Here is a 23281-nt window from a genome sequence, read left to right as displayed (position 1 = left end):
GCGCGCGGGCCTCGGCCCTCCTGCGGCGCCGGGTGCGCCAGTGCCGCGTGACGTCGGGTGACATCCGCTCAGGACGAGGCGTCCGCCACGTACTTGCGGGCCGCCGCCAGGGACTCCGGGTGCAGGGCCGTACCCGCCGGGAGCAGACGCGGCAGCAGCTCCCGCTCGGTGGTGACCGCACGGAACTGCAGCGCCACCGTCACCTCGTGCTCCGGCCGGTGCACGATCTCGATCGGATCGCCCGTCCGTATCTCACCCGGATCGATCACCCGGAGGTAGGCACCCGGCGCACCCTTCCGCGTGAATCTGCGGACCCACCCGCGTTCGCCCAAATGGCCCTGAAAAGTACGGCACGGAATCCGCCCGGAGGTGACCTCCAGGACCACCTGTGAACCGACCCGCCAGCGCTCGCCGATCAGCGCGCCGGAGACGTCCACGCCGGCGGTGGTGAGGTTCTCGCCGAAGGCGCCGTTGCCCAGCGTCCGGCCCAGCTCGCGCTCCCAGCCGTCCAGGTCCTCGCGCGCGAAGGCGTACACCGCCTGGTCGTCGCCGCCGTGGTGGCGGGTGTGGCAGACCGCGTCCCCGGCCAGCCCGCTCGCCCCGAGCCCCTTGGGGCCCGGCGCCGCCACCCGCACCGCCGTGTCCACCGGCCGCTTGTCGATGCCGGTGACGCCGTCCGGCTGCTCGGTGTACGACACCGGGAGCGGGCGGCCGAGGTTGACCGAGAGAAGCTTCATGGCCGAACGGTAGGCGACCGCACCCCAAAGCGTCTACGCGTTATTCGGCTCCCGGCCCAAGTCGGCCTTATACTCGAAGGGTGATCGAGGCCCGTCATCTCCGCGTCCTGCGCGCCGTCGCCACCACTGGCTCCTTCTCGGCGGCCGGACGGGAACTGGGCTGCACCCAGCCCGCGGTCAGCCAGCAGATGAAGGCCCTGGAGGCATCCGTCGGCACCCCGCTGCTGGTCCGCGGCGGCCGCGAGATGCGCCTGACCCAGGCCGGTGAGGCCCTCGTACGGCACGCTTCGGGGATCCTCGCCGGGCTCACCGCGGCCGAGGAGGAGGTCGCCGCCATCGCCGGCCTGCGCGCGGGCCGGGTCCGGCTGGTCTCCTTCCCCAGCGGCAGCTCCACCCTGGTGCCCACCGCCCTCGCCGCCCTGCGCGCCGCGCACCCCGGCACCCGGGTCTCCCTCGAGGAGGCCGAACCCCCGGAGTCGGTCGGGCTGCTGCGCGAGGGCGACTGCGACGTGGCGCTGGCCTTCCGCTACGAGGGGGCGGCGGCCGAGGAGGAGTGGGACGACCTGGTCGTACAGCCCCTGCTGACGGACCGGCTGGTCGCCCTGGTGCCCGAGCGGCACCGGCTCGCGCGCACCGGCGTCTCGGGGCCCGTCGCCATCGGGGAACTGGCCGGGGAGCCGTGGATCGCGGGCTGCCCGCGCTGTCGCGGCCAGCTGGTCCAGGTCTGCGAGAGTGCCGGATTCACCCCGCGTATCGACTTCGCCACCGACGACTACCCGGCGGTGGTGGGCCTGGTGGGAGCGGGTCTCGGCGTCGCCGTCCTGCCCCAGCTCGCGGTGGAGTCGGTACGGCCCAGGGGAGTGCGCACGGTGGCGCTGGAACCGGCGGTACGGCGGGAGATCGTCGCGCTCACGCTGCCCGATCTGGCGCAGGTGCCGGCGGTCGCGGCCACGCTGGCACAACTGGCGCGCGCGGCGCGCCGTTAGGCGTCCCCCCTTCCGTCCCCCCTTCCTCGTCGCTTTCCGCGGTCCTCAGGTCGCTTCCCGCGAGTTGCGAACTGCAGAAACGTTCCTTCAAGTGTTCGAGGCGGTGTGCCCGCTGGTCGACGACGCCGACACCAGCCGGTTCCGCGCCCGCCCCATGAGCTCTTCACGCTCGTCCTCGGTCAGGCCGCCCCACACGCCGTACGGCTCGCGCACCGCCAGTGCGTGCGCCGCGCACTCCGCGCGCACGGGGCACCTCATGCAGACCTCCTTGGCCGAGTTCTCGCGAGCGCTCCGAGCCGCCCCGCGCTCGCCCTCCGGATGGAAGAAGAGCGAGCTGTCGACCCCGCGGCAGGCAGCCAGCAGCTGCCAGTCCCACAGGTCCGCGTTCGGTCCGGGAAGGCGGGAGAAATCTGCCATTACGTGACCCCTTGTAGCCGTTCTGGGCGGATACGGTGCCAATGACCGTACAGGTTCCGGTCTAAGGAGATGAAAATATGACTCATTGCGAATCTAGCTCCAGACACTGAGAAACGGGAAGAAAAGGCGCTAAATGGGGCATAGGTTGTGATGAAAAGTTGAGGGTCTGACGACCGTGTCTGCACCGTGTGCGCGCCCTCACGTAGAGTGCCGAAGACGGCACGCGGGCCCGTAACTCTTTCGAGTGACCGTCGTTGAGAGTGCGGAGGCGGTTGAAAGCACAAGCGCTCGGGCAGGCGTCCGAGACGTTCGACCGCACAGGTGACGATTCCGTACCAGCCTGGAGGCTCAAGGTGACGCGCATCAGCTGCGGAGGGCGGTCATGACATCCGTCCTCGTCTGCGACGACTCCCCGCTTGCCCGAGAGGCGCTGCGCCGCGCGGTCGCGACCGTGCCCGGCGTCGAGCGTGTGACGACGGCGGCCAACGGCGAGGAAGTCCTCCGCCGCTGGGGCGCCGACCGCTCGGACCTCATCCTGATGGACGTGCGCATGCCCGGACTGGGTGGCGTCGAGACAGTGCGCCGGCTGCTGTCGGCAGACCCCGGCGCGCGCATCATCATGCTCACCGTCGCCGAGGACCTCGACGGCGTGGCCCTCGCGGTCGCCGCCGGCGCCCGGGGCTACCTGCACAAGGACGCCTCCCGCGCGGAGCTGCGCGCCACGGTGACCCAGGCGCTCGCCGACCCGACCTGGCGGCTGGCACCGCGCCGGCTGCGCTCCGCCGAGATGGGCGCCGCGCCCACGCTCACGGCGCGCGAGATCCAGGTCCTCGAAGGCATGAGCCACGGCCGCTCCAACGCCGAGATCGGCCGCGAGCTGTTCCTCTCCGAGGACACCGTCAAGACCCACGCCCGACGCCTGTTCAAGAAGCTCGGCGCCTCGGACCGCGCGCACGCGGTGGCGCTCGGGTTCCGCTGGGGACTGGTCCGGTAGGGAGTGGACCGCAGCGGGGGAGCGGAACGGCCCGGCCGGCTCGGCGTTCCCCGCCTACCCGATGGTGGGCGGGGTCGGCAACCAGGGCCGCCCGAGGGCCGCTGCTCGTTTCGTCGCCGATGCCGCATCCTTGAGGTGTGGAGTCTCTCGGGGACGAGTCGATCGAGCGGAAGGGGAGGGCGCAGGGGATGAGTGCCGGCGCACCTGCTCATAACGCTTCGGTGCACAACCACGGGCACGATGCGACGGACCGGACGGCCGCAAGGCACCATGGACCGATGCGCGACGACGAGGCGGGCACGGCCCCAGGGGCGTTCGGTGCGCTCGTGCACCGAGCCGTCGACGGGGACGAGCAGGCCACGCACGACCTGCTCGCCCATGTCCACCCGTTGGCGCTGCGCTACTGCCGGACCAGGCTCTCCCGGCTCCCGGGCGACGCGCGCCACTTCGTGGAGGACCTCGCCCAGGAGGTCTGCGTCGCCGTCCTGCTGGCCCTGCCCCGCTACCGGGACACCGGCCGGCCCTTCGAGGCGTTCGTCTTCGCCATCGCCTCGCACAAGGTCGCCGACCTCCAGCGGGCCGCGATGCGACACCCCGGCTCCACGGCCGTCCCCTCGGACGAGATGCCGGAGCGGCCGGACGACTCGCTCGGCCCCGAGGAGCGCGCCCTGCTCAGCAGCGACGCCGAGTGGGCCAAGAAACTGCTGGCCAACCTGCCCGAGAACCAGCGGGAACTGCTGTTGCTGAGGATCGCCGTGGGGTTGACGGCAGAGGAAACCGGTCAGATGTTGGGAATGTCACCCGGCGCGGTCAGGGTGGCCCAGCACCGGGCGCTGAGCCGGCTCAGAGCCCTGGCGGAGCAGTGACATCCGTGCGGTGAGCGCCTTCCCTGAACAGGCACCGCCCCGTTTCCGTACGAACATACGAGGCCGGAGCCGTCCCTGACCGTGGACGATCGTGGAATGTGACGGCCGTGCTTCCCGTTAGCATGGACATCCGCACCGATCAAGGCCATTTGGGGAAGGTGTCATGACTGCCAACGTCGACGGAGTGCCCGGTAAATTCGCGACACTCGGGCTGACCTACGACGACGTGCTGCTGCTGCCGGGTGCATCGGAAGTGCTCCCCAACGCGGTCGACACCTCGTCCCGCATCTCCCGCAACGTCCGGGTCAACATCCCGCTGCTCTCCGCGGCGATGGACAAGGTGACCGAGTCCCGCATGGCCATCGCGATGGCCCGGCTGGGCGGCGTGGGCGTGCTGCACCGCAACCTCTCCGTCGAGGACCAGGTCAACCAGGTCGACCTGGTCAAGCGGTCCGAGTCCGGCATGGTCACCGACCCCATCACGGTGCACCCCGAGGCCACGCTCGCCGAGGCGGACGCCCTGTGCGCCAAGTTCCGCATCAGCGGTGTCCCGGTCACCGACCCGGCCGGCAAGCTGCTCGGCATCGTCACCAACCGCGACATGGCCTTCGAGACCGACCGCACCCGTCAGGTCCGCGAGGTCATGACGCCGATGCCGCTGGTTACCGGCAAGGTCGGCATCTCCGGCACGGACGCCATGGAGCTGCTGCGCCGCCACAAGATCGAGAAGCTCCCCCTGGTCGACGACGCGGGTGTCCTCAAGGGCCTCATCACGGTCAAGGACTTCGTCAAGGCCGAGAAGTACCCCAACGCGGCCAAGGACGCGGAGGGCCGGCTGCTCGTCGGCGCGGCCGTGGGCGCCAGCCCCGAGGCACTGGAGCGTGCCCAGGCCCTCGCCGAGGCCGGCGTGGACTTCCTGGTCGTCGACACCTCGCACGGCCACAACAGCAACGCCCTCAGCTGGATGTCGAAGATCAAGTCGAGCGTCTCCGTCGACGTGATCGGCGGCAACGTCGCCACCCGCGACGGTGCGCAGGCCCTCATCGACGCCGGTGTCGACGGCATCAAGGTGGGCGTGGGCCCCGGCTCCATCTGTACGACCCGTGTCGTCGCCGGCATCGGCGTCCCGCAGGTCACCGCCATCTACGAGGCCTCCCTCGCGGCCCGTCCGGCGGGCATCCCGCTGATCGGTGACGGCGGTCTGCAGTACTCCGGCGACATCGGCAAGGCCCTCGCGGCCGGCGCCGACACGGTGATGCTCGGCTCGCTGCTCGCGGGCTGCGAGGAGTCGCCCGGAGAGCTGCAGTTCATCAACGGCAAGCAGTTCAAGTCGTACCGCGGCATGGGCTCGCTCGGCGCGATGCAGTCCCGCGGCCAGGCGAAGTCGTACTCGAAGGACCGCTACTTCCAGGGCGAGGTCTCCTCGGACGACAAGCTCGTGCCCGAGGGCATCGAGGGTCAGGTGCCCTACCGCGGCCCGCTGTCCAGCGTCCTGCACCAGCTCGTCGGCGGCCTGCGCCAGACCATGGGCTATGTGGGCGCGGCCACCATCGAGGAGATGGAGTCCAAGGGCCGCTTCGTCCGCATCACCTCGGCGGGCCTCAAGGAGAGCCACCCGCACGACATCCAGATGACGGTCGAGGCGCCGAACTACAGCCGAAAGTAGTCTGCACGCGCGCGCGTGCAGACGATCGAGGGCGGCTCCGGAGCAACCGGGGCCGCCCTCGTCGTGCCCGTCGGCGATACTGGAAGACGCTGAGACGCATCAGGGAAAGGCCACACATCGTGACTGAGATCGAGATCGGGCGCGGCAAGCGCGGCCGCCGGGCGTACGCCTTCGACGACATCGCCGTCGTCCCCAGCCGCCGTACGCGGGACCCGAAGGAGGTCTCGATCGCCTGGCAGATCGACGCCTACCGGTTCGAGCTGCCGTTCCTCGCCGCTCCCATGGACTCGGTCGTCTCCCCGGCCACCGCGATCCGCATCGGCGAGCTGGGCGGCCTGGGTGTACTGAACCTGGAAGGCCTCTGGACCCGCCACGAGGACCCGCAGCCGCTGCTCGACGAGATCGTCGAGCTGGACGCGGACACGGCCACCCGCCGCCTCCAGGAGATCTACTCCGCCCCCATCAAGGAGGAGCTGATCGGCGCGCGCATCAAGGAGGTGCGCGACTCCGGGGTGGTCACGGCTGCCGCGCTCTCCCCGCAGCGCACGGCGCAGTTCTCCAAGGCGGTCGTGGACGCTGGCGTGGACATCTTCGTCATCCGCGGTACGACGGTCTCGGCGGAGCACGTCTCCGGCGCGCACGAGCCGCTCAACCTGAAGCAGTTCATCTACGAACTCGACGTCCCGGTGATCGTCGGCGGCTGCGCCACCTACACGGCCGCGCTGCACCTGATGCGCACCGGCGCGGCGGGCGTCCTGGTGGGCTTCGGCGGCGGCGCCGCGCACACCACGCGCAACGTGCTCGGCATCCAGGTGCCGATGGCCACGGCGGTGGCCGACGTGGCGGCTGCCCGCCGTGACTACATGGACGAGTCCGGCGGCCGGTACGTGCACGTGATCGCGGATGGCGGCGTCGGCTGGTCCGGCGACCTGCCCAAGGCGATCGCCTGCGGCGCCGACTCGGTGATGATGGGCTCCCCGCTCGCGCGCGCTACGGACGCTCCGGGCAAGGGCCACCACTGGGGCATGGAGGCCGTCAACGAGGAGCTGCCGCGCGGCAAGAAGGTCGACCTCGGCACGGTCGGCACCATCGAGGAGATCCTCACCGGCCCGTCCCACACCCCCGACGGCTCGATGAACTTCTTCGGCGCCCTGCGCCGCGCCATGGCCACCACCGGCTACAGCGAACTGAAGGAGTTCCAGCGGGTCGAGGTGACGGTGGCGGACAGCCAGCACAGCCGCTAGTGCTGCGACCGGAAAGGTTCACCGGCTCGCGACGCCCGGCACGGCACTCCCCCAGCCTTCGGCCGGGGGTACCCCCACGCCGCGTTGTCGCATCACCCGAGTACATCCAGTACGCGGGCGACGCTCCGCCTTGCGAGGCTCTTCTACTGCCTGAACGGCGTGGGAGGTGCCCCCAGCACCGGACGCCGCGAGCTTCTCGGCAGACCTTTCCGGCCACAGCACTAGGTCCGCCGTCACGGCGAAGGGCCGGCCCCTCACGGAGGGGCCGGCCCGTTCGCGTCCGCGACCGTCGCCGTTACCGCGCGGCCTTGCTGGTGCCGGAGAACGCGGCGTAGCCGGCGATGCCGAAGAAGACGAAGGTCAGCGGGTCGGCCTCGTCCTTCCAGGCCTTCTGGACCACGTCGAAGTGGTCGAAGAAGACCTGGGCGAAGCTCAGTCCGGTCTCCTTGGCGCCGATCATGGCCTCGCCCACCAGCTGGCCGAGGTAGACCGAGCCCAGGGCGAGGACGACGGCGGTGATCGCGAGGGCCGGGTTGCGGCCGCCCGCCTTGCCCGCGGCGACGCCGATGACGAGGCCGACGCCGACGGCCGCCCAGCCGATCTCGTGCTTGGTGACGCCGATGACCACACCGTAGAGAGCGGCCGCGACCAGGGCGGCGGCGACGGCGGCGATCAGTCCGAGGACGAGGTTGTTCCTGGGCGGCGCGGGCGGCGCCACGGGCGGCGGCACGGAACCCGGCTGCGCGTACGGCGGCAGCCCGGGCGGACCGGCGGGCTGCTGCTGCGCCGGGAACGGCTGCGGCGCCTGGGCCGGCTGCTGGGCCTGGGCCGACTGCTGCGGTGGCGGTGCTGACTGGCTCATGACAGGAATCCCCCCGTGTGGTGACACAACTGGTTGCTGAGCGGCGGCTGTGCGCACGGTGTGTACGGCGTGTGTGCCGTGTGCGACAAGTGGGGGGAGAGTAACAGTCGCCACCGACAACGCCCCGGGCGATTTCCGCTCAGAGCCGGTGCGCGGCCCCCGTCGGCGTGGCTCCCCGGGTGTCCAGCAGCAGTTGCGCCTTCACCGACAGCCCTTGCAGGTCGTACGTCCGGTGCTGCTGGAGCAGGATCGTCAGGTCGGCGTCCGCGGCCGCCTCGTAGAGGGAGTCCGCGCGCGGTACGGGTCGGTCCAGGACGCTCCAGGCGGCCACGTGGGGATCGTGGTAGCTGACCGAGGCGCCCAGCTCCAGCAGCCGGATCGCGATCTCCTGGGCGGGGGTGCCCTGCTGGTCGGCGAGGTCGGCCTTGTAGGTGACGCCGAGCAGCAGCACGCGCGCGCCCCGGGCGGACTTGCCGTGCTCGTTGAGCAGGGCGCCGGCCCGCTGGACGACGTAGTGGGGCATGCGGTGGTTGACCTGCTGGGCCAGCTCCACCATGCGCAGCGGCCGGTTGCCGTGGCCGGCCAGGTCCTGCGCGGCGCCGTGGCCGCCGACCCCGGGGCCGGGCCGGAAGGCCTGGAAGCCGAACGGTTTCGTCTCCGCGCAGCGGATGACGTCCCACAGGTCCACGCCCAAGTCGTGGCAGAGGACGGCCATTTCGTTGACCAGCGCGATGTTGACGTGCCGGTAGTTGGTCTCCAGGAGCTGCACGGTCTCCGCCTCGCGCAGCCCGCGCGCGCGGACCACCTTGTCGGTGAGCCGCCCGTAGAAGGCGGCGGCCGACTCGGTGCAGGCGGGGGTGAGGCCGCCGATGACCTTGGGCGTGTTCGACGGCGTGAAGTCGCGGTTGCCGGGGTCGATGCGGCTGGGCGAGTAGGCGAGGTGGAAGTCGCGGCCGGCGCGCAGCCCCGAGCCCTCCTCCAGCAGGGGCCGCAGCAGCTCCTCGGTGGTGCCGGGGTGCACGGGCGACTCCAGGATCACCGTGGTGTGCGGGCGCAACCGCTCGGCGAGGGTGCGGGCGGCCGCCTCCAACTGGCCCAGGTCGGGTCCGCCGTCCGCGCCGCGCGGGGTCGGCGCGCAGATCACGGCCGTGCGCACCCGGCCCAGCTGGGCCGGGTCGGTGACCGGCCGGAAACCGGCCTTGTGCATCCGGCGCAGCTCGGCCGGGCTGAGCGAGACCGACTCGTGGCCGGTGGCGTAGCCGACCGTGGCGAAGCCGGCGGCTACGGCGGCCTGGGCCAGGGGCAGGCCGTAGGGACCGAGTCCGATGACGGCGAGGTCTGCGGGCATGGCGTGGGCCGTCCTTCCCAGTAACCGAAGCGGGACAGATGCGCAAGCCCTGTGGACAGCACGGTCGAGCGCAATGTCACACTAGGAGTAAATATGACCGTGATGCGGGATTGTTTTCGTGTGTCTTCCTGTGGTCTTCCGTTGGTCACGTGCCCGTTGTCCACAGGCCGGGAGCCAGTGGTGGCTGAAGTCGGGCAACCCGGTCAGAATTTGGGCAGGAGGAGGGGATGAACCGGGCTTCGCCCACCGGGTGCGGCCGAGGCGAGCGGGATGGCGACAGCGGGAGGCAGCGGTGAGGACAGCGACTCTGGGACCGGAGCAGCGGGCCGGTTCACTGGCGGCGATGGCGGAGCGCGAACTGGACGTGCTGGTGGTCGGCGGTGGCGTGGTCGGTGCGGGCACCGCGCTGGACGCGGTCACCCGTGGTCTGTCCACCGGTCTGGTCGAGGCCCGCGACTGGGCCTCGGGCACCTCCAGCAGGTCCAGCAAGCTCGTCCACGGCGGCCTGCGCTATCTGGAGATGCTCGACTTCGCCCTCGTCCGGGAGGCGCTCAAGGAACGTGGCCTGCTGCTGGAGCGGCTGGCCCCGCACCTGGTGAAGCCGGTTCCCTTCCTCTACCCGCTCCAGCACAAGGGCTGGGAGCGCCTGTACGCCGGCTCGGGCGTCGCGCTCTACGACGCCATGTCGATGGCCCGGGGCCACGGCCGCGGCCTGCCGGTGCACCGGCACCTGACCCGTCGTCACGCGCTGCGCGTCGCCCCCGCCCTGCGCAAGGACGCCCTGGTAGGCGCGTTGCAGTACTACGACGCCCAGATGGACGACGCCCGCTACGTGGCGACCCTGGTGCGCACGGCGGTGTCGTACGGAGCGAAGGCGGCCAACCGCGCGCGGGTGACCGGCTTCCTGCGCGAGGGCGAACGGGTCGTCGGGGCGAGGGTGCAGGACGTGGAGGGCGGCGGGGAGTACGAGATCCGCGCCCAGCAGGTCGTCAACGCCACCGGCGTGTGGACCGACGACACGCAGTCCATGGTGGGCGAGCGCGGCCAGTTCCACGTCCGCGCCTCCAAGGGCATCCACCTGGTCGTGCCCAAGGACCGCATCCACTCCACCACCGGTCTGATCCTGCGCACCGAGAAGTCCGTGCTGTTCGTCATCCCCTGGGGCCGGCACTGGATCGTCGGTACGACCGACACCGACTGGGACCTCGACAAGGCCCACCCGGCCGCCTCCAGCGCCGACATCGACTATCTGCTGGAGCACGTCAACTCGGTCCTCGCGGTGCCGCTGACCCGCGACGACGTACAGGGCGTGTACGCGGGGCTGCGGCCGCTGCTGGCCGGTGAGTCCGACGCCACCAGCAAGCTGTCGCGCGAGCACACGGTGGCGCATCCGGCACCGGGGCTGGTGGTCGTGGCGGGCGGCAAGTACACGACGTACCGGGTGATGGCCAAGGACGCGGTCGACGAGGCGGTGCACGGCCTCGACATGCGGGTCGCCGACTGCGTCACCGAGGAGATCCCGCTGCTCGGCGCGGAGGGCTACCGGGCGATGTGGAACGCGCGGGCGCGGATCGCCGCCCGCACCGGACTGCACGTGGTCCGCGTGGAGCACCTGCTGAACCGGTACGGCTCGATGGCCGAGGAGGTCCTCGACGTCATCGCCGCCGACCCGACGCTGGGCGAGCCGCTGCAGGCCGCCGACGACTATCTGCGCGCCGAGATCGTGTACGCCGCCTCCCACGAGGGCGCCCGGCACCTGGACGACGTGCTGACCCGCCGCACCCGTATCTCCATAGAGACCTTCGACCGGGGCACCCGCAGCGCCCGTGAGGCCGCCGAACTGATGGCTCCGGTCCTCGGCTGGGACAAGGACCAGATCGAGCGCGAGGTGGAGCACTACGAGAAGCGGGTGGAGGCCGAGCGGGAGTCGCAGCGCCAGCCGGACGACCTGACGGCGGACGCCGCTCGGCTGGGGGCGCCGGACATCGTGCCGCTGAGTTGAGGTGACCGGGCCCCCAGGGCGTTGACCACTTGTCGGGTGAGGGACAATGGAGGCTCTGTCAGGGCGGGTTGCATGAGGGGACGCATGTCGGAGGCGGAGCGGGCGGCGACATCCCGTCAGGGGACTCGTCAGGACAAGAGCGAGCGTCTTCTCGCCGGGCGGTACCGGCTGGGGGACGTGCTCGGCCGGGGCGGCATGGGCACGGTGTGGCGTGCGGAGGACGAGACCCTCGGACGGACGGTCGCCGTCAAGGAGTTGCGGTTCCCGTCGAACATCGACGAGGAGGAGAAGCGGCGCCTGATCACGCGCACCCTGCGCGAGGCCAAGGCGATCGCCCGGATCCGCAACAACAGCGCGGTGACGGTCTTCGACGTCGTCGAGGAGGACGACCGGCCGTGGATCGTCATGGAGCTGGTGGAGGGCAAGTCCCTGGCCGAGGTCATCCGGGAGGACGGCCTGCTGCAGCCGAGGCGCGCCGCCGAGGTCGGGCTCGCCGTCCTCGACGTGCTGCGCTCGGCGCACCGCGAGGGCATCCTGCACCGTGACGTGAAGCCGTCCAACGTGCTGATCTCCGAGGACGGCCGGGTCGTGCTCACCGACTTCGGCATCGCCCAGGTCGAGGGCGACCCGTCCATCACCTCCACCGGCATGCTGGTCGGCGCCCCCTCCTACATCTCCCCGGAGCGGGCCCGCGGCCACAAGCCCGGCCCCGCCGCCGACCTGTGGTCGCTGGGCGGGCTGCTGTACGCGTCGGTCGAGGGCACTCCGCCGTACGACAAGGGGTCGGCGATCGCCACGCTGACCGCCGTGATGACCGAGCCCCTGGAGGAGCCCAAGAACGCGGGCCCCCTGCGGGACGTCATCTACGGGCTGCTCAACAAGGACCCGGCGAAGCGGCTCGACGACGCCGGCGCGCGGGCCCTGCTCAACTCGGTGATCCACGCGCCCGAGCCGGAGCCGATGGACGCCACGCGGGTCGTTCCGCTGCCGGCGCAGCCCGGACCCGAGGGCGACGGCGAGGGCGGTGCCGCGGGCAAGCGGGGCGAGGAGGCCGGGGAGAAGCTGCGCGGTGCGCTGCGTTCCGTGCGCAAGGCCGCCGGGGTGGCCTCGGCGGCCGCGGCGACCCGGACCAAGAGCGGCGGCAGCGGCAGCGGTGGCCGGAGCGCCGAGGGCGGTGCCGGCCAGGCGGCCCCGGCTTCCGGGGGCACGGCCGGTACCGGAGGCGCGGGCGCCGTCGGCGCCGGTTCCAAGGGCGGGACCAAGGGCGGCACCGGCAGCGCTCTTTCCGGCTCCGTCGGGGCGCAGCGCGCCGGGGCGCCGGACCGGCCCGTCCCGCCGCCGAAGCCGGTCCCCGCACCGGCCGCCGGCCCGTCGGCCGGACCGGCGTCGTCGTCGGCGCCGTCCAACAGCGGCCCGCGCAAGCCGAGTTCTGGCTGGCCCGTGATGACACCGCCGGACCTGCCGCCGCGGTCCGTGCCGAGGGCCCCGCTGACCGACGTGGTGCCGAAGCGGACCCTGGTGATCATCGCCGTGGTGGTCGCGCTCGCGGTGATCGGCACCGTACTGGCCCTCGTGTTCGGGGGCGGCGACAGCGGCTCCAAGGGCGGCGGGAACAACGGCGGCGCCAAGGCGGCGGCGAGCGCGCGGGCGGGCGCCTCCCCCAAGCAGGACAGGAGCGGCGGCGCCAGTACGGACGGTGGCACGGCGTCCGGTACGGCGCCGGGCGGTACGGCGAACGGCAGCGACGCGAGCACCAGCGCTAGCGGGGCCGCCGCCGGCGGCTCTGGGTCCTCGGGTTCCGGCGGGAGCGCGCCGGCGGAGTCGACGCGCACATCGGGCCAGGGGTACTCCATCGGGCTGCCCAAGGGCTGGAAGTACCAGTCCACCGATGCGGCCGGGGACCGGTACACCGGCCCCGACGGGCAGAAGCTGCTCATCGCCTGGACCAGCACGCCCAAGGACGACCCGGTGGCGGACTGGAAGAACCAGGAAGGCTACATGGTGCGTTCCCAGTACCGGCGGATCCGCATCGAGCGGGTCGACTACCGCGGCTGGAACACCGCGGACTGGGAGTTCACCTACACCGACGGCGGCACCGCGTACCGGACCATCGACCGGGGGTTCGTCGTCAACAGCCATCTCGGTTACGCGCTGATGTACACCGCGAAGGCCGCCGACTGGGACGGTGAGCTGCGCAAGGACACCTGGGCGACGCTGACGGGGTCGTTCCGGCCGAAGGGCTGAGCCGGGCCGGCGCGGGGTCCCGGGGAGCGAGAATCTGTCATCCCCTCAATGCAGGTTGCCTCCGGCACGTATCGTGAGTGGTTGCGGACCGTACGCATCTAGGTATGGATACGGAACGGGGCGTAACGAGAACGGATTTGACCAGCCGGCCGGCCGGGGGAGGCAACGTGGACGACTATGCGGGTCGGGTACTCGCCGACCGCTACCGCCTGCCGCTGCCGCCCTCGGACGAGTACGAACTCACCGAGAGCCGCGCCTTCGACACCTACAGCGGGCAGGAAGTGCTGGTGCGGCAGGTGCCGTTGCCGGAGGTCGTCGAGGCGGAGGTGCTCGACGCTGAGGGGCTGCCGGAGGGGTTCACGGCCCGTGAGCGCTCGACGGGGCGGAACCCGGCCGGCCGGAACGCCACCCGACGGCCCGCCGACCCGGCCGTGCGGCGGGCGGTCGAGGCAGCGCAGGCGGCGGCCCGCATCCCCGACCACCCACGGCTCGACCAGGTCTTCGACGTGTTCGCCGAGGGCGGGTCACTGTGGATAGTGAGCGAGTTCGTGGCCGCGCGCCCGCTGTCCGCGCTGCTGGCCGAGCAGCCGCTGACGCCGTACCGGGCGGCCGAGGTCGCCTCCGACGTGCTCATGGCGCTGCGGGTGCTGCACGCCCATGGCTGGGTGCACCGCAACATCACCGCCCGCACGGTCCTGGTCTGCGACGACGGCCGCGTCATGCTGACCGGCCTCGCGGTCGGGGCGGCGGAGGAGGCACTGTCCGGGTACGACCCGGTGCCGGCCCAGGACCCGGACGGGGATGCCGAGGAGGCCGGTGCGCGGCCGGGTGGCTCCGCCGGTTCGCCGGGACCGGGCGGTGGACGCGGCCCGGCCGGTGCCGTCGGCGCACCCGGGGGTGCGGACCCGGAGGCGGCCCGGCGGGCCGCCATCCAGGCGCGGGCGGCTGGCGTGGAGGCACGCCCGGTCCCGGCCAGTGGGGCGCCGGCGCCGCGCGCCCTGGAGGGCGACGCTGACATTCGCGCCGCCCGGGCCGGCGCGATCGCCGCGTACCGTGCGGGCGCCCGTGCCGCGGCCCGAGTGCAGGAAGCCCAGCAGACCGGACGGGCGGCCCTGCCCGGCGCCCGCCCGGCCCCGGAGGGCGAGGGCGGTGCCGGGCAGGCGAACGGCGCGGGGCAGTCGCCGTACGCGCCGGCGGCCGGCGAGCGGTCCGGGGGCGCGCGTCCGGGGCGGGCGGGCAACCCGTACGGGGTGGGCCCGGAGGGTGACAGTGGATACGGGGTGCGGCCGGAGGGCGAGGGCGGTGCCGGGCAGGCGAACGGCGCGGGGCAGTCGCCGTATGTGCCGGGGCAGGGGGGCGAGCGGTCGGGTGGCGTGCCTCCGGGGCCGGCGGCCGGGGCGTACGGGGGGCGGCCCGGGCACTGGCACGGTGCCTCGCCGCGGCCGTCCCAGACGCAGGGCGGGCCCGAGGCGTTGGGGCAGGGTCCGCGGCGGACGGCCCTTCCCCCGGCCGGGCCCGGTGGCGGGCCGGCGGTGGCCAACGGCGGCTCCCACGCCCTGGGCGCCGTACCCGTCCCCGCGACCGGCACGTCAGCATCGGGTTCTCGTCCCGCCGCCCGCTGGGACGACGGGCCGGCGGGCGGCGCCCCCCGGCGCGGGCCCGCCACCGCACTCGCCGCCGAACGCGCCCGCCAGGTGCGGATGACCGTGGTCGGGCCGGTGACCGAACGCTGGGCGCCCGAGCAGGCCGTGCCCGTGCACGAGAACTGGCAGCTGGCCGCCCCGATCGGACCCGCCACCGACCTGTGGGCGCTGGGCGCGCTGCTCTTCCGCGCCGTACAGGGCCACGCGCCCTACCCCGAGGAGTCGACGGCCGAGCTGGTGCAGCTGGTCTGCGCGGAGCCGCCCGCGTTCGCGGAGGAGTGCGGGCCGCTCAGGCCGGTCGTGGAGTCGCTGCTGCGCCAGGACCCCACCGACCGGCTGGACTTCGAGGAGCTGGGCGGCTGGCTGCGCTCACTCGTGCGCTCGGCGCCCGAGCCGGACGCCGGCACGCACGTCGTACCCGCCCCGCCCACCGATCCGCGCCGGCTGCCGATCGTCCGGCGGCGCGGCGAACTGGTGCGCAGGCGCCGGGCCGGGCTGCCCGCCACCAGTGCGCACGGCCGGCACAAGCGGGCCAGGCAGGAGGCCGGATCCCCGCGCAGCCTCGGCCGCATCCTGCTCCTGCTGATACTGCTCCTGCTGGCCGGTGCCATCGCCTACGCCATGCTCTTCATGCCGAAGCAGGGCGGCGACGGCGCGGCGGGCGGTGACCGCACCGGAGCCGCCGGAGAGGCCGGCCAGGCGCCGCGCACCAGCGACAGCCCGTCCGCCGGGGCGAGTTCGCCGGACACCAGCCCGTCCGCGTCCGGCTCCGGTTCCGCGCCCGCCACCGAGACGCAGACCGCGGGCGGCCCCGCCGTCGCCGACGGTTTCACCCTGCGCAAGGACCCGGAGGGATTCCAGGTCGCCGTCGCCAAGGGCTGGAGCCGCACGCCGAAGAACGGCGACGGCGAGGTCGTCTACACGCACGGCGACTTCCAGCTCATCGTCGTACCCGGGCGGGACAGCGCGTCCACGTACGGCGGTGACCCGATGGCCTACCAGCGGGACAAGGAGAGCGAACTGCGGCCCTACCGCGACTCCAGCTGGGCCACCGCGACCGGCCTGCGCACCATCCAGGTGGGCCAACGGACCATGGCCGAGGGCCAGTTCACCTGGACCGACGGCCAGGGCCGGGACCTTTTCGTACGCAACGTCGCGATCCTGATCTCGGGCCGCTACCACATCGTGCAGGTCCGTGGCCCGGAGGCGCAGCGCGACGAGGTGACGCGGCTGTACGAACAGGCGTCGGCGACCTACGCGTACACCGGCTGAGCGGCGGAACGCACACCGGCGCGCCGAGCGACCGCCCTCCCGATTTGGTTCCCAGTTGCCCGCAAGAGCGAAAACCGTCACAGTGCGGTTTCCTTGGCACCCCGCTGGTTCCCTGTCGGCAGACCGGTCCTTAGTCTGACCCTGACAAGAGCATTGCGGGGCAACGTGAATCAGATGCAGGGCCTGCTCATCGCGGGCCGCTACCGACTTGCCGACTCCATCGGCAGCGGCGGCATGGGCCGGGTGTGGCGCGCCCACGACGAGGTGCTGCACCGGACGGTCGCCATCAAGGAGTTGACCGCCGCGCTCTACGTCTCCGAGAGCGACAAGACCGTCCTGCTCGCCCGTACCCGGGCCGAGGCGCGTGCCGCCGCCCGGATCAACCACTCCGCCGTCGTCACCGTGCACGACGTCCTCGAACACGACGGCCGTCCGTGGATCGTGATGGAACTGGTCGAGGGCAGTTCGCTGGCCGACACGGTCAAGGAGCGCGGACGGGTGGAGGCCCGGGAGGCCGCGCGCATCGGCCTGTGGGTGCTGCGGGCGCTGCGCGCCGCGCACTCCGCCGGCGTACTGCACCGGGACGTGAAGCCCGGCAACGTCCTGCTCGGCCGGGACGGCCGGGTGCTGCTCACCGACTTCGGCATCGCCCAGATAGAGGGCGACAGCACCATCACCCGCACCGGAGAGGTCGTCGGCTCGGTCGACTACCTCGCGCCCGAGCGGGTCCGCGGCCACGACCCGGGTCCCTCCTCCGACCTGTGGGCGCTGGGCGCGACGCTGTACACGGCGGTGGAGGGCCGCTCGCCGTTCCGCCGCACCTCGCCGCTGAGCACCATGCAGGCGGTCGTCGAGGAGGACGCCACCGAGGCGGCCCACGCCGGCTCGCTCGGGCCCGTCATCACCGCCCTGCTGCGCAAGGACCCGGCCCACCGGCCGGGCGCCGAGGAGGCGGAGCGGATGCTCGCCGAGGCGGCGGAGGGACGGCGGCCCAGCGAGGCGCAGGCCTACGTACCGACGCAGCACAGCGGTTCGCGCCAGGACCCGTCGGGTTCGTACGGATCCGGCCCGTACGCCTCCGGCCCGGCCACGTCCGGCTCCGGATCCGCCTCGGCCGCGTCCGGTTCGTACGCCTCCGGGGCGTACGCGAACGGCACCTCCGTCCCCGGCTCCCGCCACTCCGCGACCGCGCCGACCGCCGTGGGCTCACCGACGGCCGGTCCGACGATGGTGGGTCCACCGCCGGCGGGCTCCACAACCGGTTCCACGGCTGGTTCCACAACCGGCCCGGGGTCCGCGCAGCGCCCGGCGCCCTCCCGCCCCCGCCGCCGTCTGCGCACGCTGGCCCTGGTCGTCGCGTTCGCCGCCGTCGTCGGCGGCGGTGCCGCGGTGGCCTGGCAGAAGCTGTACCCCGGGCAGCAGCAGGACGCCACCGGGTCCGGAGCCGCACCGGCCCCCGCCAGCACGACCGCCGGTACTCCCAGCCCGGACGGCGCCATTCCGGACAGCTGGGTCCAGGTGAAGGACCCGCTGGGCTTCGGGCTCTCCCTGCCCGGCAAGGAGTGGAAGCGGAAGGTGTACGGGATCGAGGGCCACCTCAAGCAGATCGACTACTCGCCCGACAACGGCCGGCACTTCGTCCGCATCGCCATCGACACCTCACCCGACTTCCCCGGCCCCTTTCCGCACCAGCAGGACCTCGAACAGCAGCTCCAGCGGCTGGTCGGCTACCACCGGGTCGCCCTGGGCGCCAACATCTACCGGGACCGGCCGGGCTCCCTGTGGGAGTACACGTGGACCGCGTTGAAGAAGGACCCGCCGTACGTGCCCGGGCCGCGCCACGCGATCGAGGAGACGTACTTCTCCCGGACCGGCGTCGAGTACGCGATCTACATGTCGACGCCCGCCAAGGACTGGGCGAAGACCGACAAGCAGTTCAAGTGGGTGCTGCGGAGCTGGCAGCCGCCCTCCGAGTGACGACCGCCCGTGGGGCATGATGGGCCCATGGGGACCGAGGGCGACGACTTCCGTGTGATCGCGGGCCGTTACCGTCTTCAGACGCGGCTCGGACGCGGCGGGATGGGTGTCGTATGGCGGGCGAACGACCAACTGCTCGGCCGCGACGTGGCGGTCAAGGAGATCGCCCAGGACGACTCCCTCTCCGCCGAGGACGCGCGCCGGCACCATGACCGCACCCTGCGCGAGGCGCGGGCGGTCGCGCAGCTGAGCCATCCGCACATCATCGTCGTGCACGACGTCGTGGAGCACGACGAACGGCCGTGGATCGTCATGGAGTTGATCGACGGCGGTTCGCTGGCCGACCGGATCTCCCGGCGCGGCCCGGTCGACGCCACCGAGGCCGCGCGGATCGGCATCGCCCTGCTCAGCGCCCTGCGCACCGCGCACGCGGCCGGTGTCCTGCACCGCGACATCAAGCCGGCGAACGTCCTGGTCGAGTCCGGCACCGACCGGGTCGTCCTCACCGACTTCGGTATCGCCCAGGTGGCCGGTGCCACCACGCTGACCGAGACCGGCTCCTTCGTCGGCTCACCCGAGTACACCGCGCCGGAGCGCATGTCCGGCTCCCGGACCGGGCCCGAGTCCGACCTGTGGTCGCTGGGCGCGCTGCTGTGCACGGCGCTCAGCGGCGCGTCGCCGTTCCGCCGGGACTCGCTCGGCGGCATCCTGCACGCCGTCGTCACCGACGACATCCGGCCCCCCGCCCAGGCCGCGCCGCTGCTGCCCGTCATCCTCGGCCTGCTGGAGCGGGACCCCGACCGGCGGCTGGACGCGACGGAGGCGGAGCGGCTGCTGCGCGGCTTCCTGGAGACGGGACGGACGGCGGACCCGGTGTCGTACACCCCCACCCAGCGGGACGTCCCCCGCCGGACACCGCCGCCCGTACCGCCGGGGCCGGCCACACCTGCCACACCGGCCACGCCCGTCACGGCCGCCTCGGAGCGGCCTCCCTCCCGCACCTCCCCGCGCGGTGTCCTGATCGCCGTACTGCTCGCCGCCGCGATGGCCGGGGCGGGTGTGTCGGCGGCGGCGCTGCTGGTGGACCGGGGCGGTGACGGGGGTGGCGGCGCACCCGGCGGTCCGGCGGCCGGCCCCACGTCCCGGATCGGCACGAGCGCCACGCCCTCCCCGACGGCCACGACGACGTCCCCCACGGCCCCGACCGCCTCCACGGCGGCCGACACCCACACCGCCCCCTCGGGCTACCACACCGCCCAGGACCCGGCCGGCTTCTCCCTCGCCGTCCCGGACGGTTTCACCCGTGAGCCGCAGGGGGAGCGGGTCTTCTACCTGTCGCCGGGGGAGACCTTCCGCCTCGGCATCAAGGTCGCCGACCCGGAGACGGGCGGCCCCGCCGCGGTGATGCGCCGGGCCGCCGCCGACGGACCGAGCACGAACCCCGGTTACCACGACGGCCGGGTCACCGACACCACGCACGCCGGACACCCCGCCGCGCTCTGGGAGTTCAGCTGGAACGGCTTCAGCGCGACGGAGGGGCCCCGGCACACCTACGACCTGTGCTGGCAGGAGTCGGGGCGGATGTACGACGTGTGGGTCTCGGCGCCGGTGGGCAAGGTGCGCGAGGCACGGGAGTACTTCGACGTCGCCGTCGACACGTTCGCGCCCAGGTAGCCGTCGGGTACCGCGGTGGTGCTCCCTGCCTGGTCACTTCGACAAGGGCGTGGTGCGCACGGTACAGATGAGACATGAGCGAAGACGGCGAACACCCGCCTGACGGACGCCTGTTCGATGAACCGGTGACCGGTGGACGTCTGGTCGGTGGGCGCTACCGGCTGGCCGACCGCATAGGCTCCGGCCCGGCCGGCACCGTCTGGCGGGCCCTCGACGAGCGGGAGCGGCGGTACGTCGCCGTCAAGGAGCCCCTGCTCCCCGGGGATCCGGACGACCCGGAGGACGAGGAACGCCGCAGGACCGCGCACCGGCTCTACCGCGAGGCCCGCGCCGCCGCCCGGGTGCACCACCCCAGCGCCGTCACCATCCACGAGGTCGTTCCCGAGGACGGACTCCCCTGGATCGTCATGGAGTTGATCGAGGGGGAGTCGCTCGACGAGGCGCTGCGGCGCGACACCCTCGCCCCGGCCGAGGCGGCCCGTGTGGGCCTCGCCGTCCTCGGTGCCCTGCGCGCGGCGCACGCGGTCGGCATCGTCCACCGGGACATCAAGCCCGCCAACGTCCTCCTGGAGTCCGGCACCGACCGCGTCGTCCTCACCGACTTCGGCATCGGCGACGCGCACACGGAGGAGGCGCACGCGCAGGAGGTGGACGCGGGGGAGGCCCACGCGGAGGACGTGGATACGCGGGGTGCGGAGTCGCGGGGCGCGGGCTTGGAGGGCGCGGAGTCGCGGGGTGCGGGCTTGGAGGGTGCGGTCTCGCGGGGCGCGGGCTTGCGGGGTGCGGGCTTGGAGGGTGCGGTCTCGCGGGGCGCGGGCTTGCGGGGTGCGGGCTTGGAGGGTGCGGAGTCGCGGAGCGCGGTCTCGCGGGGCGGGGACTCGGGGGGCGTGATCCTGGAGGGTGCGGATTCGCGGGGTGCGGGCTCGGAGGGCGTGGACTCGCGGAGCGCGGTCTCGCGGGGTGCGGGCTCGGAGGGCGTGGACTCGCGAGGCGCAGTCTCGGAGGGCGCAGTCTCAGGGGCTGGGGATTCGCGGGGCGTGGGCTCGGAGGGTGCGGATTCGAGGCGCGCGGTCTCGCGGGGTGCGGATTGGCGGGGTGCGGGCTCGACGGGGGCGGGCTTGGAGAGTGCGGACGCGGCGGGTGACGACTCGGAGGGTGTGATCCCGGCGGACGCGCGCGGCTCCGTCGCCTTCGTCGCGCCCGAGCGGGCCTCGGGCCGCGGTGCCGGGCCCGCCTCCGACCTCTGGTCGCTGGGCGCGCTGCTGCGCGCCGCCGTCGGCCCCGGGCGGGCGGGCCCCCTGGAACCGGTGCTGGCCCGCCTCCTGGCGCCGGAACCGGAGGCACGGCCGGACGCGGAGGAGACCGCGGCGCTGCTGGGGGCGCTCGCCGGCATCGACGTATCCCCGCGAGAACCGAAGCGCGCACCGGCACCGGAACCCGCGCCCGCAACCACAGACCCCGAGGCGGCGGGCGGGGAACCCGGACCACCCCCTGCCCCCCGGCCCGCCACCGCCCGCCCCCGGCGCCGTACCCCCGCCGCCGTACTCGGGCTGCTCCTCGCGAAAAAACCCGAAGCGGAGTGATCGTCCGCCCCACAACGCCCTGATCAGCGCATTCCCTGCCAGTGATCGCTGGCGTTGTGTGCGCAGTCGGTGAATCCCCGTTACCGACGGGTACCCAAAGCTTCCGGTCCGGCATACCCTGCGCCTCATGACGGACTCGCAGGCCCCGGTCATCACCGGCACGAATCCCCTCGCCCCCGCCCCGGAAGGGGCCCGTACCGCCGCCGACGTGGTCACCCCGGAGCTGGTCGCCCAGCTCACCAGGGGTGTCGTCGGCTCCGGCCGGACCGCCAACCACACGCCCTTCACCGGGGAGAAGCTGGCCGACCTGCCCGAGTCCACCCCCGAGGACGTCCTCAAGGCCTTCGAGGCCGCCCGTACCGCGCAGGCCGTGTGGGAGAGGACGCCGGTACGGGAGCGGGCCGCCGTGCTGCTGCGCTTCCACGACCTGCTGCTGGAGCGGCAGGCCGAGGTCCTCGACCTGGTCCAGCTGGAGACCGGCAAGGCCCGGCTGCACGCCCACGAGGAGGTGCAGGCGGTCGCCGTGGCCGCCCGGCACTACGGCCGCCGCGCCGCCGCCTACCTGAAGCCGAAGCGGCACACCGGCGCCATCCCCACCCTCACCAAGGTCACCGAACTGCGCCACCCGCGCGGTGTCGTCGGCCAGATCGCCCCCTGGAACTACCCCCTCGAACTCTCCGTCGGCGACGCCCTGCCCGCCTTCGTCGCGGGCAACGCGGTCGTGATGAAGCCCGACACCGAGACCTGCCTCACCGCACTGTGGGCCCGCGACCTGCTCATCGAGGCCGGACTGCCGGCCGGCGTCTTCCAGGTGGTGCTCGGCGAGGGACCGGTCGTCGGCCCGGAGGTCGTCCGGCACGCCGACTACGTCTCCTTCACCGGCTCCACCCGCACCGGCCGCGAGGTCGCGCAGGGCGCCGCCGCACGTCTGGTCGGCGTCTCCCTGGAACTCGGCGGCAAGAACGCCATGCTGGTCCTGGAGGACGCGGACATCGAGAAGGCGGCGGCCGGAGCCGTCCGCGCCTGCTTCTCCTCCGCCGGCCAACTGTGCATCTCCATCGAGCGGTTGTACGTCCACGAGGCGGTCGCCGACGCCTTCCTGGAGCGCTTCGCCGCCCGCACGAAGGCCATGCGCCTCGGCAGGTCCCTGGCCTACGGCGCCGACATGGGATCCCTGGTCGGCGAGCGCCAGCTGGAGACGGTCACCCGCCATGTCGAGGAGGCCGTCGCCAAGGGCGCCAAGGTGGTCGCCGGCGGTGTCGCCCGCCCGGACATCGGCCCGTACTTCTTCGAGCCGACGATCCTCGACGGCGTGACCGAGCCGATGGCCGTCTGCACCGAGGAGACCTTCGGCCCCGTCGTCTCCGTCTACCGCTTCAAGACCGACGCCGAGGCGATCGAGCACGCCAACTCGACGCCGTACGGCCTGAACTCGTCCGTGTGGACGAAGGACGGCGGCCGGGGCCGTGAGGTCGCCGCCCGGCTGCGCACCGGCACCGTGAACGTCAACGAGGGCTACGCCCCCGCCTACGGCAGCGTCCAGTCCCCGATGGGCGGCATGAAGGACTCCGGGCTCGGCCGCCGCCACGGCTCGGAGGGCATCCTCAAGTACACGGAGGCGCAGACGGTCGCCCAGCAGCGCCTGCTTCCGATGGCGCCCTCGCTCGGGATGGACGACGAGAAGTACGCGGCCTTCATGAGCCGGAGCCTGCGGCTCATGAAGGCGTTCCGGTTCCGGTAGACCGCACCCGTTCTCAACGAGAAAC

16 protein-coding genes are annotated in these 23281 nt (G+C 73.0%); 12 read left to right on the top strand and 4 right to left on the bottom strand.

Annotated elements, in window-relative coordinates:
- Positions 1-68 precede the first annotated feature (68 nt).
- Complete coding sequence (locus ACFYMM_RS02705) at positions 69-737, bottom strand: MOSC domain-containing protein (protein WP_388383092.1); 669 nt, start codon at positions 735-737, stop codon at positions 69-71.
- Positions 738-817: 80 nt separating this feature from the next.
- Between ACFYMM_RS02705 and ACFYMM_RS02700 the strand changes: the two genes are divergently transcribed.
- Positions 818-1723, top strand: coding sequence for a LysR family transcriptional regulator (locus tag ACFYMM_RS02700; protein WP_388383090.1), 906 nt, complete (start codon positions 818-820; stop codon positions 1721-1723).
- An 87-nt stretch (positions 1724-1810) separates the two neighbouring features.
- Here ACFYMM_RS02700 and ACFYMM_RS02695 read toward each other — a convergent pair whose 3' ends face one another.
- Positions 1811-2140: a WhiB family transcriptional regulator gene (locus ACFYMM_RS02695; RefSeq protein WP_388383089.1), complete on the bottom strand. Its 330-nt coding sequence runs from the start codon at positions 2138-2140 to the stop codon at positions 1811-1813.
- A 382-nt stretch (positions 2141-2522) separates the two neighbouring features.
- Here ACFYMM_RS02695 and ACFYMM_RS02690 point away from each other — a divergent pair, with 382 nt between their 5' ends.
- The 4 genes from ACFYMM_RS02690 to ACFYMM_RS02675 all read left to right on the top strand — a co-directional run bounded on the left by ACFYMM_RS02690 (position 2523) and on the right by ACFYMM_RS02675 (position 6910).
- Entirely contained in the window at positions 2523-3134 is a 612-nt protein-coding gene (locus tag ACFYMM_RS02690; protein WP_003948568.1) for a response regulator transcription factor, read from the top strand.
- Between the two features lie 278 nt (positions 3135-3412).
- Positions 3413-4000: a sigma-70 family RNA polymerase sigma factor gene (locus tag ACFYMM_RS02685; RefSeq protein WP_030345526.1), complete on the top strand. Its 588-nt coding sequence runs from the start codon at positions 3413-3415 to the stop codon at positions 3998-4000.
- 163 nt (positions 4001-4163) lie between these two features.
- Positions 4164-5666, top strand: coding sequence for an IMP dehydrogenase (gene guaB, locus ACFYMM_RS02680; protein ID WP_388383087.1), 1503 nt, complete (start codon positions 4164-4166; stop codon positions 5664-5666).
- Positions 5667-5785: 119 nt separating this feature from the next.
- Positions 5786-6910 (top strand): GuaB3 family IMP dehydrogenase-related protein, encoded by a 1125-nt coding sequence (locus tag ACFYMM_RS02675; RefSeq protein ID WP_388383085.1) that lies wholly within the window; start codon positions 5786-5788, stop codon positions 6908-6910.
- A gap of 295 nt (positions 6911-7205) precedes the next feature.
- Here ACFYMM_RS02675 and ACFYMM_RS02670 read toward each other — a convergent pair whose 3' ends face one another.
- Complete coding sequence (locus ACFYMM_RS02670; protein WP_388383083.1) at positions 7206-7772, bottom strand: hypothetical protein; 567 nt, start codon at positions 7770-7772, stop codon at positions 7206-7208.
- Positions 7773-7911: 139 nt separating this feature from the next.
- Positions 7912-9120: a nucleotide sugar dehydrogenase gene (locus tag ACFYMM_RS02665; RefSeq protein ID WP_388383081.1), complete on the bottom strand. Its 1209-nt coding sequence runs from the start codon at positions 9118-9120 to the stop codon at positions 7912-7914.
- Between the two features lie 292 nt (positions 9121-9412).
- Between ACFYMM_RS02665 and ACFYMM_RS02660 the strand changes: the two genes are divergently transcribed.
- The 7 genes from ACFYMM_RS02660 to ACFYMM_RS02630 all read left to right on the top strand — a co-directional run bounded on the left by ACFYMM_RS02660 (position 9413) and on the right by ACFYMM_RS02630 (position 23256).
- The gene (locus ACFYMM_RS02660) at positions 9413-11122 is read left to right on the top strand and encodes a glycerol-3-phosphate dehydrogenase/oxidase (RefSeq protein ID WP_388383080.1); all 1710 of its coding nucleotides are present in this window, start codon (positions 9413-9415) and stop codon (positions 11120-11122) included.
- Positions 11123-11206: 84 nt separating this feature from the next.
- Complete coding sequence (locus ACFYMM_RS02655; RefSeq protein WP_388383078.1) at positions 11207-13366, top strand: serine/threonine-protein kinase; 2160 nt, start codon at positions 11207-11209, stop codon at positions 13364-13366.
- Positions 13367-13533: 167 nt separating this feature from the next.
- Entirely contained in the window at positions 13534-16281 is a 2748-nt protein-coding gene (locus ACFYMM_RS02650) for a protein kinase (protein WP_388383077.1), read from the top strand.
- Positions 16282-16455: 174 nt separating this feature from the next.
- A complete protein-coding gene (locus ACFYMM_RS02645) occupies positions 16456-18258 on the top strand; it encodes a serine/threonine-protein kinase (protein WP_388383075.1) in 1803 nt (600 codons plus the stop codon).
- 27 nt (positions 18259-18285) lie between these two features.
- Complete coding sequence (locus ACFYMM_RS02640) at positions 18286-19932, top strand: serine/threonine-protein kinase (protein WP_388383073.1); 1647 nt, start codon at positions 18286-18288, stop codon at positions 19930-19932.
- 74 nt (positions 19933-20006) lie between these two features.
- Positions 20007-21515, top strand: coding sequence for a protein kinase (locus tag ACFYMM_RS02635; RefSeq protein WP_388383071.1), 1509 nt, complete (start codon positions 20007-20009; stop codon positions 21513-21515).
- A 127-nt stretch (positions 21516-21642) separates the two neighbouring features.
- Positions 21643-23256 carry a succinic semialdehyde dehydrogenase gene (locus ACFYMM_RS02630; RefSeq protein ID WP_388383069.1) on the top strand — a complete coding sequence of 538 codons (1614 nt, stop codon included), beginning with the start codon at positions 21643-21645 and terminating at the stop codon, positions 23254-23256.
- Positions 23257-23281 lie beyond the last annotated feature (25 nt).

The organism is Streptomyces sp. NPDC006739 (genome assembly GCF_042869815.1).
Classification (GTDB): domain Bacteria; phylum Actinomycetota; class Actinomycetes; order Streptomycetales; family Streptomycetaceae; genus Streptomyces.
The sequence above is the reverse complement of the archived record's forward strand: the minus strand, read 5'-3'. Positions and strand labels throughout refer to the sequence as shown.

What these genes read in the sequence shown, in the direction of transcription:
- ACFYMM_RS02705 (WP_388383092.1), bottom strand. Translation starts at nt 737, where the DNA reads ATGAAGCTTCTCTCGGTCAACCTCGGCCGCCCGCTCCCGGTGTCGTAC.
- ACFYMM_RS02695 (WP_388383089.1), bottom strand. Translation starts at nt 2,140, where the DNA reads ATGGCAGATTTCTCCCGCCTTCCCGGACCGAACGCGGACCTGTGGGAC.
- ACFYMM_RS02690 (WP_003948568.1), top strand. Translation starts at nt 2,523, where the DNA reads ATGACATCCGTCCTCGTCTGCGACGACTCCCCGCTTGCCCGAGAGGCG.
- ACFYMM_RS02685 (WP_030345526.1), top strand. Translation starts at nt 3,413, where the DNA reads ATGCGCGACGACGAGGCGGGCACGGCCCCAGGGGCGTTCGGTGCGCTC.
- guaB (WP_388383087.1), top strand. Translation starts at nt 4,164, where the DNA reads ATGACTGCCAACGTCGACGGAGTGCCCGGTAAATTCGCGACACTCGGG.
- ACFYMM_RS02670 (WP_388383083.1), bottom strand. Translation starts at nt 7,772, where the DNA reads ATGAGCCAGTCAGCACCGCCACCGCAGCAGTCGGCCCAGGCCCAGCAG.
- ACFYMM_RS02665 (WP_388383081.1), bottom strand. Translation starts at nt 9,120, where the DNA reads ATGCCCGCAGACCTCGCCGTCATCGGACTCGGTCCCTACGGCCTGCCC.
- ACFYMM_RS02655 (WP_388383078.1), top strand. Translation starts at nt 11,207, where the DNA reads ATGTCGGAGGCGGAGCGGGCGGCGACATCCCGTCAGGGGACTCGTCAG.
- ACFYMM_RS02645 (WP_388383075.1), top strand. Translation starts at nt 16,456, where the DNA reads ATGCAGGGCCTGCTCATCGCGGGCCGCTACCGACTTGCCGACTCCATC.
- ACFYMM_RS02640 (WP_388383073.1), top strand. Translation starts at nt 18,286, where the DNA reads ATGGGGACCGAGGGCGACGACTTCCGTGTGATCGCGGGCCGTTACCGT.
- ACFYMM_RS02635 (WP_388383071.1), top strand. Translation starts at nt 20,007, where the DNA reads ATGAGCGAAGACGGCGAACACCCGCCTGACGGACGCCTGTTCGATGAA.
- ACFYMM_RS02630 (WP_388383069.1), top strand. Translation starts at nt 21,643, where the DNA reads ATGACGGACTCGCAGGCCCCGGTCATCACCGGCACGAATCCCCTCGCC.